The 15,775-nt window shown below is 44.9% G+C and carries 10 protein-coding genes; 2 read left to right on the top strand and 8 right to left on the bottom strand.

Annotation, left to right across the window (positions count from 1 at the left end; translation table 11 throughout):
• Positions 1 to 38 precede the first annotated feature (38 nt).
• The 3 genes from mreC to purH form a co-directional block, all read right to left on the bottom strand.
• Positions 39 to 878, bottom strand: a complete 840-nt coding sequence (gene mreC / locus H3001_RS04505; protein WP_181214188.1) for a rod shape-determining protein MreC — start codon at positions 876 to 878, stop codon at positions 39 to 41.
• A 92-nt stretch (positions 879 to 970) separates the two neighbouring features.
• Entirely contained in the window at positions 971 to 1,993 is a 1,023-nt protein-coding gene (locus H3001_RS04510) for a rod shape-determining protein (RefSeq protein ID WP_178244140.1), read from the bottom strand.
• Between the two features lie 119 nt (positions 1,994 to 2,112).
• The gene (purH, locus tag H3001_RS04515; protein ID WP_178244139.1) at positions 2,113 to 3,639 is read right to left on the bottom strand and encodes a bifunctional phosphoribosylaminoimidazolecarboxamide formyltransferase/IMP cyclohydrolase; all 1,527 of its coding nucleotides are present in this window, start codon (positions 3,637 to 3,639) and stop codon (positions 2,113 to 2,115) included.
• A gap of 178 nt (positions 3,640 to 3,817) precedes the next feature.
• On the opposite strand from purH, the gene H3001_RS04520 reads away from it, so the two are divergent.
• Positions 3,818 to 6,112 carry an inorganic phosphate transporter gene (locus H3001_RS04520; RefSeq protein WP_178244138.1) on the top strand — a complete coding sequence of 765 codons (2,295 nt, stop codon included), beginning with the start codon at positions 3,818 to 3,820 and terminating at the stop codon, positions 6,110 to 6,112.
• Positions 6,113 to 6,612: 500 nt separating this feature from the next.
• On the opposite strand, the gene H3001_RS04525 is transcribed toward H3001_RS04520, so the two are convergent.
• From H3001_RS04525 to H3001_RS04545, 5 genes are all read right to left on the bottom strand, one after another.
• Positions 6,613 to 7,530: a DUF4999 domain-containing protein gene (locus H3001_RS04525; RefSeq protein WP_178244137.1), complete on the bottom strand. Its 918-nt coding sequence runs from the start codon at positions 7,528 to 7,530 to the stop codon at positions 6,613 to 6,615.
• A 79-nt stretch (positions 7,531 to 7,609) separates the two neighbouring features.
• Complete coding sequence (locus H3001_RS04530; protein ID WP_181214189.1) at positions 7,610 to 8,812, bottom strand: DUF1735 and LamG domain-containing protein; 1,203 nt, start codon at positions 8,810 to 8,812, stop codon at positions 7,610 to 7,612.
• 8 nt (positions 8,813 to 8,820) lie between these two features.
• Complete coding sequence (locus tag H3001_RS04535; RefSeq protein ID WP_181214190.1) at positions 8,821 to 9,972, bottom strand: glycoside hydrolase family 18; 1,152 nt, start codon at positions 9,970 to 9,972, stop codon at positions 8,821 to 8,823.
• A gap of 27 nt (positions 9,973 to 9,999) precedes the next feature.
• On the bottom strand, positions 10,000 to 11,547 hold the full coding sequence (locus tag H3001_RS04540) for a SusD/RagB family nutrient-binding outer membrane lipoprotein (RefSeq protein ID WP_178244134.1): 1,548 nt from the start codon (positions 11,545 to 11,547) through the stop codon (positions 10,000 to 10,002).
• Positions 11,548 to 11,564: 17 nt separating this feature from the next.
• Positions 11,565 to 14,531 (bottom strand): SusC/RagA family TonB-linked outer membrane protein, encoded by a 2,967-nt coding sequence (locus H3001_RS04545; RefSeq protein ID WP_178244133.1) that lies wholly within the window; start codon positions 14,529 to 14,531, stop codon positions 11,565 to 11,567.
• 759 nt (positions 14,532 to 15,290) lie between these two features.
• Here H3001_RS04545 and argR point away from each other — a divergent pair.
• Positions 15,291 to 15,773 carry an arginine repressor gene (gene argR / locus H3001_RS04550; RefSeq protein ID WP_178244132.1) on the top strand — a complete coding sequence of 161 codons (483 nt, stop codon included), beginning with the start codon at positions 15,291 to 15,293 and terminating at the stop codon, positions 15,771 to 15,773.
• Positions 15,774 to 15,775 lie beyond the last annotated feature (2 nt).

Consider the following 15,775-nt stretch of genomic DNA (forward strand, 5'->3'; position numbering starts at 1 on the left):
AACTCCCGGCACGGTTCAGTCGCCACCGGACACACACATTATTTAATACTCTTTTCCAGATTCGCCTGTTCGGCCGCTCCCTGGAAACCGATCACACTTACATCATTCAACCGTGCAAAGTCAGTAAACAAACGTATCTTCAGCAAATACGACAAACCGTCATGACTGTCGCTCATATCGTCTACCGTACCCACCGGAATACCCTCCGGAAAGACCGCACTGTGTCCGCTTGTCACCACAGTGTCTCCGAGGCTGAATTCCGAATGACGGGGAATGTCACGCAAATAGGCATATTGTGAAGAGCCCCCCTCCCATTTGAGGACTCCGAAATAATCGGTACGCTTTATCTTACAACTGATACTGCTTTTCGAATTCAGGACAGAAAGTACTACGGCATAATGGGCCGAGGCCTGATACACAATGCCTACCACTCCCGTACCGCATACCACTCCCATCTCGGCATACACACTGTCTGCCTCTCCCTTGTCGATGGTCAGATAGTTGTCCGTACGCACAATGCTGTTGTTCACCACGCGCGCAGGAATCACCGAATAAGTGTCCTCCAGATAACGGTTTACCAAAGCCACTTGTGTACTGTCTTTCTCATAATGATACAACAGGCTCTTCAGGCGTTGCGCCTCTAATTCCAACTGCACATTACGCATCATCAAATCCCGATTCACACGGCGTAATCCGAAGTAGGAAGTAACATTACCTGCCATCTCACATACAACCCCAGTCACATAATTGGCCGAAGTAAAGAAAACACTTCCCTGATAATTATTAAAACGAAATAACAGAGTGAAACTGACCACTTCCAAAAAGATAAAAAGCAGCCAGTGGTCATGTTTCAACAAAAAATTCAGCAGATTTCTCATAATCCAATGTATGGCAATTGAAAATTGACAATAGACAATTCAATGAAACCTGTTCACCTCATAAACTGTCAATTGTCAATTGCCTGTAATCTTTATCGCATCAGGAACGAAAAACGATCCACATTCTTTAACGCAATACCTGTACCTTTGGCTACACTCAGCAAAGGATCCTCTGCAATATGGAAAGGTATATTGATCTTATCGGTCAAGCGTCTGTCCAGACCTCTCAGCAAGGCACCACCACCTGCCAGATAAATACCGTTGCTCACAATATCGGCATACAGTTCAGGAGGTGTATTTTCCAGTGCGCTCAGGATGGCAGTCTCGATTTTAGCGATGCTCTTCTCCAGACAGTGCGCGATTTCCTGATAGCATACGGGAACTTCCATCGGGAGTGCCGTAATGCGGTTAGGACCTCTTACGATGTAATCTTCGGGAGCCTCATCACCCAGGTCGGTCAAGGCAGCTCCTACGTGTATCTTGATACGTTCTGCCATTCGTTCACTGACCTTCACGTTGTGCTGGCGGCTCATGTATTCCTGAATGTCGGCAGTCAGATCATCTCCCGCAATGCGGATGGAGTTGTTCGACACGATACCTCCCAGAGAGATAACCGCGATTTCCGTCGATCCACCACCTATATCCACAATCATATTACCTTCGGGCGCTTCCACGTCCAGACCAATACCTATAGCAGCAGCCATCGGTTCAAAAATCAGGTACACGTCACGTCCACCTGCATGTTCCGCACTGTCGCGCACCGCACGCAGTTCCACTTCCGTACTTCCGGAAGGTACACCGATCACCATCCGCAAGGAAGGAGTAAACAGACGGCGTCCCGTATTCACCTTCTTGATCAGCCCGCGCATCATCTGCTCACAGGCATTGAAGTCGGCGATGACTCCATCACGCAACGGACGCACCGTACGAATGTTCGGGTTTTCTTTCTCATACATCAGTTTCGCACGCTCACCCACTGCAATCATCTTGTCAGTCCGGCGGTCAAGTGCAACCACAGACGGCTCATCTACCACAATCTTGTCATTGCTCAATATAATCGTATTGGCAGTTCCAAGATCCATTGCTATTTCTTGTGTAAAGGAAAATAATCCCATTTTTAAGTTCTTAGTTTAAAATTTAGTTCTTGAGTCTCAGTCTTGATTTACAAGTTCCCGGACCAGACGCCTGTCCGATCCGGGAACCGTAAAGCTTTCAACCGCTTCCTTTTTAATTATTAATGTTTAAAGTGACGGATTCCAGTCAGTACCATAGCCACTCCATGTTCGTTGCAGTACTGGAAAGTCAGGTCGTCTCTTACCGATCCGCCCGGCTGGATAACTGCCTTGATACCTTCCTTGTCGGCCAGTTCCACACAGTCAGGGAACGGGAAGAAAGCATCGCTGGCCATTACGGCACCGTTCAGGTCGAATCCGAATGACTTGGCCTTTTCGATAGCCTGTTTCAAAGCATCTACACGTGAAGTCTGTCCCACACCGCTGGCATACAACTGTTTGCCCTTAGCCAGTACGATGGCATTACTCTTGCTCTGTTTTACAATCTTGTTGGCGAACAGCATATCTTCAATTTCAGCTGCAGTAGGCGCCTTTTCAGTTACCTGCTTCAGGTCTTCCGGAGTATGAGACTTCGTATCCTTGTCCTGAACCAGCACTCCGTTCAGCAAAGAGCGGAACTGCAGGGTAGGCAGTTCAGTTTCCTTACGAACCAGGATGATGCGGTTTTTCTTCTGAGTCAATATCTGAAGCGCATCTACGTCATAGTCCGGAGCAATGATAACTTCGAAGAACAGTTTGTTGATTTCTTCTGCAGTAGCCCGGTCTACAGGAGTATTGGTAATCAGTACACCACCGAATGCAGATACAGGGTCACCGGCCAGTGCATCCTTCCATGCTTCCAGCAAGGTAGGACGTGAAGCCAGACCGCAGGCATTGTTGTGTTTCAGGATAGCGAAAGTAGTCTCACCCTTGAATTCATCGATCAGGTCGACAGCCGCATTGATGTCCAACAGGTTGTTGTAAGAGATTTCCTTACCGTGAATCTGGTCGAACATTGCACTCAGGTCACCGTAGAAAATACCTTTCTGATGCGGGTTCTCGCCGTAACGCAACGTCTTCGGTTCTTCTACCGCACAACGGAATGCAGAGTGTTCACCTCCGTCAAACCAGTTGAAGATAGCCGAATCATAGTGAGAAGACACTGCAAACGCTTCTTTCGCAAACCAGCGGCGTTCTTCGCGTGTAGTCACCGCACCGTTTTCCGTAATGATATCCAGAAAAGGCTTATACTGTGCCTTGCTGGCTACGATTACCACGTCATTGAAGTTCTTGGCAGCCGCACGGATCAAAGAGATACCACCTATATCGATCTTCTCGATGATGGCCTGTGCTTCCGCACCCGATGCAACCGTTGCTTCGAACGGATACAAGTCTACGATTACCAGGTCGATTTCAGGGATTTCATACTGAGCAATCTGCTGCTGGTCCTGTTCCAGTTCACGACGGCACAAAATACCACCGAATACTTTCGGGTGAAGTGTCTTCACACGGCCACCCAGAATAGAAGGATAGCTGGTAAGGTCTTCCACAGCCTTGCAAGGATAACCCAGGCTTTCGATAAACTGACGTGTACCTCCTGTTGAGAGAAATTCCACGCCTTCTTCTGCTAAACGACGGATAATGGCATCCAGACCGTCCTTATGGTAAACCGATACTAAAGCGGTCTTAATTCTCTTTGACTCTGACATTGCTATTAAGTTTTAAAATATTTGGATACAAAGGTACTAATTTTCGGGCGATAAACCCACTATAAAATAGTGAATTTATCTTTCTTTTACTTTGTAACACAAATGTAACATCTATGACATCTCAGTATAACATGTTTCATCTAGTTTTGCAGCCGAAAAAATATCTCAAGTTAAACATATGGAAACCATTTATCTGGGAATAGTTATATTCCTTTTTATGCTGGCAATCTTTGATTTGCTGGTAGGTGTCAGCAACGACGCTGTCAATTTCATGAATTCAGCAGTGGGCGCCAAAGTGGCCCGGTACAAGACCATTATCATTGTAGCTGCTGCAGGAGTTTTCGCCGGAGCGATCATGAGTAACGGAATGATGGATATCGCACGTCACGGCATCTTCCAACCGGTAAATTTCAGTTTCTACGAAATCATGTGTATCTTCCTTGCGGTGATGGTTACCGACGTGGTGCTGCTGGATGTGTTCAACACCTTGGGGCTCCCTACTTCGACCACCGTATCCATGGTTTTTGAATTGCTGGGAGGAACCTTCATTCTGGCCATTCTGAAAATCATCGGTGACGAGACCGGCCTGCTTACGCTGGGTGACATGATGAACACCGAAAAGGCACTTTCCGTCATCATGGGTATCTTCCTTTCGGTAGCCATCGCCTTCATCGCCGGAACACTTGTACAGTACATTTCCCGTCTGATTTTCAGCTTCAATTACAAAAAGAAACTTTCCTGGACCATTGGTATCTTCGGAGGTATTTCAGTCACTTCTCTTTCTTATTTCGTCTTGATCAAAGGACTGAAAAGCGCTCCTTTCATGACACCCGAAGCAATGGGATGGATTGAGGCGAACACCACCATGCTGGTGACTGCCTGCTTCCTTTTCTTCACTGCATTCATGCAGATTTTACACTGGTGCAAGGTCAACGTATTCCGCATCATCGTATTGCTCGGAACCTTCTCACTGGCACTTGCGTTTGCCGGCAACGACCTTGTCAACTTCATCGGAGTTCCTCTGGCAGGCTTCTCTGCGTATACCGACTATGTGGCCAACTCCAACGGAGCCGGTGTACACGACTTCATGATGTCATCTCTTATGTCATCCGCACAAACACCCGCTATATTCTTGTTCTTGTCGGGCATTATCATGGTATATGCACTGGCAACTTCCAAAAAAGCTAAAAATGTAATCAAAACGTCTGTCGACCTTGCCCGTCAGGAAGAAGGTGACGAAATGTTCGGTTCTTCTGCACTGGCACGTACCATCGTACGCCGCGCGACCTCTATCAATGAGTTCATGGTTCGGGTCATCCCGGTGGGAGTACGCCGCTGGATTGACAGCCGTTTCAACAAAGATGAGGTGATTCTGGAAAACGGAGCAGCCTTCGATATGGTACGCGCTGCTGTGAACCTGGTACTCTCCGGATTGCTCATCATCATCGGAACCACCATGAAACTTCCGCTTTCTACTACTTACGTTACCTTTATCGTAGCCATGGGTACCTCACTGGCCGACCGCGCCTGGGGACGTGAAAGCGCAGTTTACCGTATCACCGGTATGTTGTCTGTCATCGGAGGATGGTTCATCACTGCCTTCGTAGCCTTCACCATCTGTGCCCTGGTTACTGCCATCATGTTCTATACCAGCTTCGTAGGTATGTTCATCTTCATCGGTGTTGCCGTATTCCTGCTGGTACGCAGCCACATACAGTATGGCAAGAAAGAAAAGGCCGAACATCAGGATGATATCTTCAAGCGCATGATGCAGAGCAAAGACAAGGGAGAAATCCTTACCCTGCTCCGTATGCACTTCCAGGAAACAATGACCAGCTACCTGCGCTTCAGCGAAGAAAGCTATGTGAAGATTACTGACGGATTCATCAACGAAGACCTCAAATTGCTGAAAAAGGCGATGAATGCCGCAGACGAGCAGAAGAAAATGCTCAAGAAACGCCGCCGTAAGGAAATTCTGGGATTGCGCCGTATTCCTATCACGGTAGCCATTGAAAAGAATACCTGGTTCCACCTGGGCAGCAACAGTTGCGAACAGATGCTGTACTGCTTGAAGCGTATCTGTGAGCCTTGCAAGGAACACGTAGACAACAACTTCAATCCGATTTCAAAAGAGAGCATTGCAGAGTTCCTGCCGATCAGAGAAGAGCTCTGTACGCTGATGGAACGGACTTGTGCATCGATTGAAGCCAACAACTACAGCGAGGCTGACGACATCCTGGTAAAGGGAGATGCCTTGAAAAATAAGATTTCGGCACTGCGTAAACAGCAGATGAATCACATGCAGGAGGCCGACAGCACCAGCCTGAAAGCTTCAATGGTATACCTGAACATCCTTCAGGAATCACAGGAGCTGGTAAGTATCTGGCGACACTTGCTCCGCGCAAGCCGCTTCTTCCAGAGCGACTACGTTCCTCAGGAAGTACAGCAACAGGCTGCACTGGTACGCGAATAATGCATAGGTAATATATTCCGTCATTCAAACGGAAAGAGCCCCGTGGAAAGTCGTTTACGACTGATCCACGGGGTTTCTTTTTGCCTTTGCTTTCCTCATCGGAAAGCTCCCCTTCATATCTTTCATTTCGAAAACCGGCTTCCGAAATCGTTTATCCACATCATTCTCCACAGGTTGTCACCAATACAGGCAATCCGCCGACATCCTCTCCGAGAAGCTTCCCGCCGGCATCCTTTTAACAGAAACAGCTGCAAGGCCAATGGCATAAAAGTTTCCTGATTGTGAAACTCCGGTTGCACGTCCATGCAACTTTTGTTGCACAACCAGGAAACTCCAGTTGCATAATCAGGTTACTTCCAGCCTAAGCCATTCACTTTCCCCACAAGCGTCTTCCCGCTTCTTCCCGTTTGCCTGCAGACACCATGAAAAAACAGTGAGGGACAGCACGATAGCATCGGCTGCCCCTCACCCCACTTATGATTTTACCTTAAATTATAGAATCATTGATACATATAAACCGAGAAGCTCATTATATCTACTCGTCCCGGCACATTAATCATCTGATATTTCAGGAAACGAGTATCCACTCTTTCGTCCAGTTTAACGGTCTGAGTAGATCCACTGGTATCAAACTGTCCCAATGAAACCCAATCCAAGCCATCATCTGAACGGAACAGTTCTATTTTAGTCGGAGCATAAGAGGCTCCCCAGTGCCTAGTCTGAATACCTGATACTGTCTTGACAGTCTTGAAATCGACAGTAAACCAGAAAGGAACTCCATCGGTAGCCACATCACTGCTTCCGGTACCGGCTACTGAATTGGCATTGGCATTTTCCACACCATCCATGAAGGTGAAGATCCATTCAGTCGGAGTAGAAACCAGCTGCTCCTGTTTCGGTCTTTCTGCAGCTTTTACAATCTTGAATGAGAACTTCTGGTTGAACTGGCTGAGAGCCACGTCATCGTCGGCACAGCTCATGCCTTTTACATTAATGTCGAGCGTATATTCAGCAGCATCTTTCACCTTTTCAAGTTCCGACCAGTCGGTAATACTCAATGTTACCGGTTCAGAATTTTTCTGACCCGCCTTGATTACCATAGACTGTGCACTCAGTGCGATTTTATCCTCACTGACAGGAAGAGTAGTTGTAACTGCAAAGTCAACCGTTACATCCTGTTCTACCACTTCTGTCGCATAAGCCATAAAGGAGAATTCCATGGTTCCTTCTATACCCGATCCCTCAGCATGAGTCAGGTTAAAGGTAGTTGGAACAGGTCTCAGATAATCAGCCTGAAGCAATGAGACATAAGTCATATCCCATTCGTTCAAAACTTCCTCATCGTCATCGCATGAAGCCAAGGGGACAGTTCCGCCTATGAAAGCGGCCATCAATATATATTGAAAAAACTTTTTCATAAACTATTACTTTCTGTATGCAAGTCCATGATTTTAATGCAATAAAACCATGAACTTGCGGTAAGTTAATTATTAATGATTATTTAGGCCACTCAGTAGATGTATCTGTAGACAAGATACCGTCTACCCAAGTCACCTTCTGGTTAGTAGCCAGTGAATGATTCTTTCCGGTAGCATCTTCGAATGAATTTCCAGAACCTTCATTCAAGCGCCAGTAAGCTTCCAGACCGCTTGATTTCGGACTAACCTGTGTCATACTGTTCTGGATCTGTGCAGCAGAACGAGCTACTGACCAGATACGGGCTTCACTGATCAGAATCTTACAGTTGCCCCACCAGCCACTCTGGTTACCGTCACCGTCAGTGAACCAGTTTACAGCCTTGAAGGTCTTACAAGCATCCGAGCATGCCAGCATACCACTGTCGACACCGTTGATATAAATACGATAGTTCATACCGTCGAAAGTAACTGCCAGGTGCTGCCACTTGTTGACTTCAAAATGATGAGTCGGGTTTACATAACCATTGTGCAGCTGGATCTGAACCAAAGAATGCAGCGGATGATCCGGACTTTCCGCATTCGGGTCTTCAAATCTCAACAGGATATAGCGTCCGTCTCCGTCATCAGTAGAGAATACCGCACGGTTTCGGTTGCCTGTATCACTGATCTGGAAACGAACTTCAATAGTGTACTGTGAATAAGTTTCCGGATTGTCGATATAACTCTGAGAGAAGAGTTTGGCACCACCTGTAAACATCGGAGCAGAGAAACGGATGATACTTTCAGCCAGAATGACAAAAGTACCTGTATTTTCCATTACCGGATAAGCACCGTCTTTTGAAACCAGACGTACAGGCAAAGCATATGATTCACCTGATTTCATCATTTCATCAGAGAAGGGTTCCAATACCACCTTCGTTTCAGAAGCATTATACTGACCGGCTTCGATGACAATATCTTCCGGCAATACATACTGTCCTTCTGGCATAGTAATATAGCTGGTACCGTTAATACGGTTATATTCATCCAATACCGAAGAATCTACCTCCAGTTTAAAGTGGCTGTCCATGGCAGCAGCGTCACTCACATGGATATCCAGTGTAGTAGAACTCTCGTTATTTACATCTACGTTCACTTTCACGCTTGTACCCGACAAAGCCTCATTGATATAAGCATGGGTATCCAGCGTATTGTATTTCGCATCATCGCAAGATGTCAATCCCCCCAATCCTACAAATAAAACCGAGAGAAGACATATTTTCATATAATTTTTCCGTTTCATAATATTATCTATTTTTTAAGTAAAGAATGACCCGACGGGTTCATAATCTGAATAGCATTTCTCAAGTTCTTGTACTCCGGATTGGTTCCGAATTCAGCTTCCATATGGTAAGTACCTACTCCCGCTTTCCGGAAGCCGTTACGCGGCTGCCAGCGTGCAAAGCCTTCCAGAGACTTCATGCTGTTTCCCCAACGGTCAGTATAGTTATATCCACCGTTCATTGCCACATCGACTGCTTCAAAGTTTTCGGTCATAATGGTCATGTTAGTAACTTTTTTCTCACCCAGTACTTCACCGAAAGTTTCCACCAATCCGCATTTATAGGCTCCATAGCCTCCCAGAAGACGTCCGTCCAAGTTATTGTCACTTCCTGAGTTGTAAGCCTGAATGACAAAATAGTCAAAATAAGCTCCCAGTTCCGGTCTGTCGTTCATACTCTGCGGTTCACCGTCAATCAACAGCAGTTTTCCAGTACCCGACTTCGGGCCAAAATATTTACCCAGTTCATCAAGGAAAATCGCAAAGTTTTCATTGTTGGCATAATGTCCTCCCGAACCCGGCTTAATCAGGTTACCCACATGCGGTCCGGCATTCGGTTCGTAATCAATATCAAATCCGTCGTAGCCATACAGATTCAGAGTATCTGCCACAGCCCGCGCATATTTACGGATAGAAGCCTCAACTGCCGCCTGGTCACTTTCGTCAGAAGGGAATCCCCAGAACTCATTGACCGCATTGCGGTATTCCTGACCTTCCAGTCCCTCACCTACATAAGACGGGGTAAAACCGTCACCTACATAAGCCAGGATTCTACAGAAAACCACCTTGGTACCTTTCACCTGCTGTACAAACTGCATGTCGCGCTTCTGTGCTTCAGAAAGTCCCAAACCGTTATCCCAGATAGACACGATGTCTACACTGTCCGGGATTCCGGCAAGTGATTTCTTCATAAAGGCACCTTCACCGCTCCAGCCTCCGAACCAGCCGAATGCAAGTTGGTGATCGCTTCTCTTATACTCACGCAAAGCTTCATAATATTCTTCAGAAGTGATGTCTTCGGGGAAGACCTCAGCCTCTACATCCGTCCAGTCACTGCAACTCGTCATGAAAGAAGTTGCCAATGACAACAATAAAGTAGGTAATAAATGTATTTTTTTCATACCGTTGTTTTCATTTAAGTTTGTTTATTAATCCTTCTTTGCCCATTTCAGGTCGGTAGCAGGCGTATCATTTCCACCCAAATCCAATGCACCCTGATCGCAGTTTGCCTTATTATTCTGTTTTTCAGTGTAAGGGAATGCCAGACGGCGGGCACCTCTGGATGTACTTACCACTCCGTCAGAAAGGTTATCGATACAAGGATAGAATTCCGGATAACCGGTACGGCGCTGTTCGGCCCAAGCTTCCAGACCCAACGGATAGTTGGCAATCCATTTCTGAGTAATGATGCGCTGGAAGTTTTTACCTGTAAGTGTATTGTCTGCATCATCCCATTTTACACAAACGGTATTTGAGATAGTTGCCGGAGCCTTCTGTACATTATCACTTACGTGAGTAACAGTCGGTACAGTCTCATCAGTCAGGTAATCAGCAGCAGAAACGCCATACTGAGACATTGAAAGCGTAATACCTTCTTCATAATATTCCTTGGCAGTTTTCGAACCCACATTCCAGCCACGCAACTTACCTTCTGCGCGCAAGAAAGCAGTTTCGGCAGCACAGAATACCAACAGTTTATCCGAGCCGGAAATGTTTGGAGTAGAGTATCCACCCGCATCAGCCTTTGCAAAATCCTTGTCACCCATACGCATACCTGCATACTGTCCGTTCAATCCTGCAATAGTAGAAGCATTGAAATACTTGGCAGCACGCGGATCCTTATAGGCAGCCATATAGTCCACGATATTTGCATTTACACGCAAGTCACCCCAGGAAACAGCAGCCAGCTGATAAGGATTGGTCTGAGTACCACAATCCATCATGGCATTATCGTTATTAGCTTCAATCAAACCGGCTTTATGTGAGGTTGCAGCTTCGGCAGCTTCCTTAGCTACATCCGGCAAGAAAGAGCTGATACGCATTGCCACACGCAGACGCATAGAGTTCGCCAGTTTTGCCCAGCTGGCATAGTTGCCGGCAAATACAGGGTCATTGGCACCCAGCGGAGCATTTCCGTTGGTTTCTACATGATAGTTATACAACACTTCTGCCGCATTGGCCAAGTCCTCCAGGATTGCCTTATATACCTGTTCCTGCGTATCATAAGACACATAGAAGTTACCTTTCTTTACCTGGCTGTAAGGCATCGGGCCGTATGTATCAGCAATGCGCAACATATTGATGGCACGTATCATACAAGCAAATGCATAGTAGTGTCCAGATGAATTGGTAGCTTCCTTAACCTGGAAGAAGTTACCGTAAATCTTCTGGAAGTTAGTGTTCCAGGGAGATGCGTTCCATGCATCACTCTGATTATAAGTACCGAAGTTAGTGCCACTCCATACATTAGAAGCACAGAAATATCCTCCGTACTGTCCGACCATCTGATCCTGCATCTGTGAGTCATTCTGCTGGATATTGACAATTGTCTCTATCATTGACTTCATCAATGTGGCAGGGTCAGCCTCATGAATCTGATACTGATTCGTATTATATTCTTCAAACTTGTCCGTACAGCTTCCTACCATAAGCAGTAAAGCAGCACCAGCTGTTATATTTCTTATAAATTTTTTCATGACCTTCATTATAACCTTTAGAATTGAACTTTTACATTGAATCCAACATTACGCAAACTCGGCTGCATAAAATAATCCACATTCATATAATAGTTACTTGATGTAGAAGCAGACAGTTCCGGATCGAACGGAGCCTTGCAGTAAATCATCCACAAGTTACGTCCTACTACACCCAAAGTAACGTTAGCCACATTCTTGAACCATTTCTTAGGAAGTGTATAGTTCAGGCTTAATTCCTGCAGACGTACGTTGGTAGCGCTGTACAGATAGTAACGTCCGTAACCACCTTCACCGGTACCGATAGTCTGATAATATTTCTGAGCCTCAACCATACCGTTGTTGATAGGAATACCACCGTTTTCACGTGCTATAGCAGAAGCCTCAGATACACCATAATAGTCCAAAATACCCTGAGTAGCTGAATAAGCCAGACCACCTACACGTGCAGACAATACAACTCCCAGGTCAATACCTTTATAAGTGAAGTGGTTGGTCCATCCCAAGTTGAAATCAGCATCCAGGTCACCTACCTTAGTCGGAGTTGAAGAGTCTGACATACTGATATTTCCGCTCTGATCAACTTTGATATTACCGTTGTTGTCCTTAGTCAATTCGTTGTAAACATAGATATCAGTCATAGAGCCACCTTCTGTCAGAATTACACGAGGAGCAACGTTTTCCTTACCCAGCCATCCTACATGCATTTCATCCATCTGAATCAATTCACCGGTTACCGGGTTCGTGCAGCCGCTGGCCAAACGTTTTACCTTATTACGGTTCAATGTAAAGGTAGCATTAGAAGACCATCCGAAGCCAGCCCATTCATCTCTGAATCCCAAAGCCAGTTCAATACCCTGGTTCTGTACGTTACCAGCCTGAACAATTGCCTTGTTATATCCTGATGAAGGCGGGATATCTACGCTGAAAGTCTGGTTCAATGTATTTGAACGGTAGTAAGTAGCATCCAAGCTAAAGCGGTTTTCCCAGAATTTCAAGTTCAAACCAACTTCCCATGATTTGGTCTTTTCAGGTTTCATGTTCTTCATCGGGTAAGTAGTCGGATTTTCCCAGTTGTGTGTCTGTCCGTTATATACATATCCCGGATTAGTCAGGAAGCGGTCGAATGAAGAAGCTACTACTGTATAAGAACCTCTCACCTTTGCATAAGTAATTACTTCCGGCAAATCAAACATTTCTGACAATACTGCAGAAAGTCCCACTGACGGATAGAAGAAAGAAGGCTGGTCAGAGAATGCCAGTTTTGAATCCCAGTCGTTACGGCCGGTCAGTGTCAGATACAACTGATTTCTCCAGCTCAATTCAGCACTTGCAAACACACTCTGAATTTCATCTTTGTAACCGCTAGGTTCCGGTTTATAGTTTGCAGAGAAGTTGATATTGTTAATCTGGAAGAAGTTCGGGATAATCAAGTCACCGGCAATGGAGATTTCATCCATCGATGTATGGTAAATAGAAGCACCGAAGTTGGCATTCAGGCGGAATTCACCGAAAGTCTTGTCGATGGTACCCAATACATCGGCATACAATGAACGCTCCTGGCGCATTACATCTTTCAAACCACCGCTCACACCGCAGAAAGTAGTCAGAGTAGATGCCGACTTTTCTTCACGGTTACGATAATCGGAGTTGTCCAGGTTTACACGACCTGTAATATTGAACCAGTCTGTAACCTTCCACTTCAAAGAAGCGTTCAGCATGTAACGTTTCTTTTCAGATGTACGGACAATACGGTTCTGAATCCAGTAAGGGTTCTGCAATGACATACCTCCATCACCATAAGGCCAGTACTGTTCCATATAACCGTAGTTTGTATTATAACGTTCGTACAGACGGACTTCATCAAAGTTCTCACCGCGCGGGAAAATATACAATGCCGGAATCGGGTTATAGTACTGTCCCTGAGAAACCATGTTCTTGTTGTTCTGTACGATGTACTGAGCACCCAGATCCAATGTCAGCCTGTCGTTCAGGAAGTTGGTTGTATTACGGGCAGTAAAGTTATAACGGTTATAACTGTTGTTAGGAAGGATACCGTCCGAATTGGTAGTTGAAGCAGACAGGTAAGTCTGGTTCTTGTCATTACCGGTTGACAAAGAGATTGAGTTGATGATATTGGTACCGGTGTTGAAGAAATCGGCCGGATCATATCTTCTGTCTGTATAGTCACCCCAGCTGAACAGACCTGAGCTGGTACCAAAACGGTTCTGCATTTCCGGCATCATATAAGCCTTAGAGAAAGTAGTACTGTTGGATACTGATACAGAAGTACGTTCCACTGCACCTTTCTTTGTAGTAATCAAAACCACACCATTGGCAGCAGCCGATCCATACAAGGCAGCTGCAGAAGGGCCGGTCATCATACTTACACTGGCAATATCATCCGGGTTAAGGTCGGCTACTGCATCTGAGCCACCCATTTCTCCGAACTGACCTTCACCGCCACTCTTTCCGGTATTGAACATCGGCACACCGTCGATTACGTACAATGCGTTATTATCTTTAGTCAAAGACTTCATACCACGCATTACCACACGGGTAGCACCACCGGCTCCTGTAGCACCGCTACTGATCTGAACACCGGCAACTTTACCAGCAAGTGAATTCATGAAGTTCGCATCCTTTACCGCAGTAAGTGCATCCCCTTTTACTTCCTGCACGTTGTAACTCAATGCTTTCTGAGAACGTTTGATACCCAAGGCTGTAACCACAACTTCATCCAGGACTTCCGTATCCTCCGACATTACAATCTGTCCCAAATTAGGCTTTACCCCCAGGCTCAATGTTTTATAACCGATATAAGAAATTTCAAGCGTAGCACCTGCAGCTGTATTCAGTGTGAAATTACCGTCGATATCGGTAATGGTACCATTAGTAGTTCCTTTTTCAAGGATGCTTACTCCAATCAAAGGCATTCCTTTCGTATCAACGACTGTACCCTTGGTTGTTACAGATTGCTGTGACATAGAAATGTCATTGGAATCCAAATTATTATAAGAAGAAGCCCAAACGGCATTCCCCGGAACCAACAGCAAAAACCATAGTAATTGAGAATATTTGCTCCGTTTCATCTAGATAAGGTTAATTAAATGTTTATTAATTTAATGATCAAATTTCTAATTTCTTTTCTTCATAAAATACACGTTCCGAGAAACATGTAAGTGCTGTTTAAATTTACGTTTTCATAGCCTTTACTTTTTTATTTTTCATTGTTACTCTCTCAATTCACCTAAAAAAGAACTAACCAATCTACAACTTATTTAAAGTACTTACTTGTCAAAGAGCTCTAATACATTATTATATTGTTGGACAAAACTTGATTATTCCTGTCCGTCTTATAGGTTCAATAGATTTATTGGTCACAAATTTAAAGAAAAAAATAAACCATTCAATAAATCTTGAAAAAAATGTGACAATATTTTAATGAAATATCAATATTAAGGGCAAAAAAGAGAAGAAAGAGTTATTTACGGAATATTTATTCAAATCACATTCACATTATCAAAAATGAAAAAGGAAACCCGACAGGATAATTAAAAAATTTAATTATTGACAGTCAAGGGAAAACAAAACCGATAAGTAAATCTTCAAATAGCCATCTTTAAACAGCCAGAGATGTATATTTCACATTTATTAAGAATAAAAACGCAAAAATATAGCAGAATATGCATATAATTTCCACTTAATCCGTATATTTGCAGCCAATAACAGAATAATTATACACGATGAAAAGTAAAAACAGCAGACTCGACTCTATAAAAATGATTATCTCGAGTAAAGAAGTAGGAAGCCAGGAAGAATTGCTTCAGGAATTGGCCAAAGAAGGCTTCCAGCTCACCCAGGCCACTCTCTCGAGAGATTTGAAACAGTTGAAAGTAGCCAAGGCAGCAAGCATGAACGGAAATTACGTATACGTTTTGCCCAACAATACCATGTACAAGCGTATGACCGAGCCGCAGAGCGCTTCTGAAATGCTACGTCATAACGGCTTTGTTTCCATCGAATTCTCAGACAACATTGCAGTCATCAAGACTCGTCCGGGATATGCAAGCAGCCTGGCCTATGACATCGACAACAATCATTTTCATGAAATAATAGGTACCATTGCCGGTGACGACACCATCATGCTGGTAGTCCGTGAAGGATGTACACGTACCAGTGTCAAGCAAGCTCTGGCACACATTATACCGAATATCAATCATATTTAAAA

It is taken from the genome of Phocaeicola faecicola (genome assembly GCF_013618865.1).
GTDB classification, from domain to species: Bacteria; Bacteroidota; Bacteroidia; order Bacteroidales; family Bacteroidaceae; genus Phocaeicola; species Phocaeicola faecicola.

Excerpts from the sequence above, each read along its gene's own strand:
- H3001_RS04520 (WP_178244138.1), top strand. The coding sequence starts at position 3,818 with ATGGAAACCATTTATCTGGGAATAGTTATATTCCTTTTTATGCTGGCA.
- H3001_RS04540 (WP_178244134.1), bottom strand. The coding sequence starts at position 11,547 with ATGAAAAAATTTATAAGAAATATAACAGCTGGTGCTGCTTTACTGCTT.
- H3001_RS04545 (WP_178244133.1), bottom strand. The coding sequence starts at position 14,531 with ATGTCACAGCAATCTGTAACAACCAAGGGTACAGTCGTTGATACGAAA.
- purH (WP_178244139.1), bottom strand. The coding sequence starts at position 3,639 with ATGTCAGAGTCAAAGAGAATTAAGACCGCTTTAGTATCGGTTTACCAT.
- H3001_RS04525 (WP_178244137.1), bottom strand. The coding sequence starts at position 7,530 with ATGAAAAAGTTTTTTCAATATATATTGATGGCCGCTTTCATAGGCGGA.
- mreC (WP_181214188.1), bottom strand. The coding sequence starts at position 878 with ATGAGAAATCTGCTGAATTTTTTGTTGAAACATGACCACTGGCTGCTT.
- argR (WP_178244132.1), top strand. The coding sequence starts at position 15,291 with ATGAAAAGTAAAAACAGCAGACTCGACTCTATAAAAATGATTATCTCG.
- H3001_RS04535 (WP_181214190.1), bottom strand. The coding sequence starts at position 9,972 with ATGAAAAAAATACATTTATTACCTACTTTATTGTTGTCATTGGCAACT.
- H3001_RS04530 (WP_181214189.1), bottom strand. The coding sequence starts at position 8,812 with ATGAAACGGAAAAATTATATGAAAATATGTCTTCTCTCGGTTTTATTT.
- H3001_RS04510 (WP_178244140.1), bottom strand. The coding sequence starts at position 1,993 with ATGGGATTATTTTCCTTTACACAAGAAATAGCAATGGATCTTGGAACT.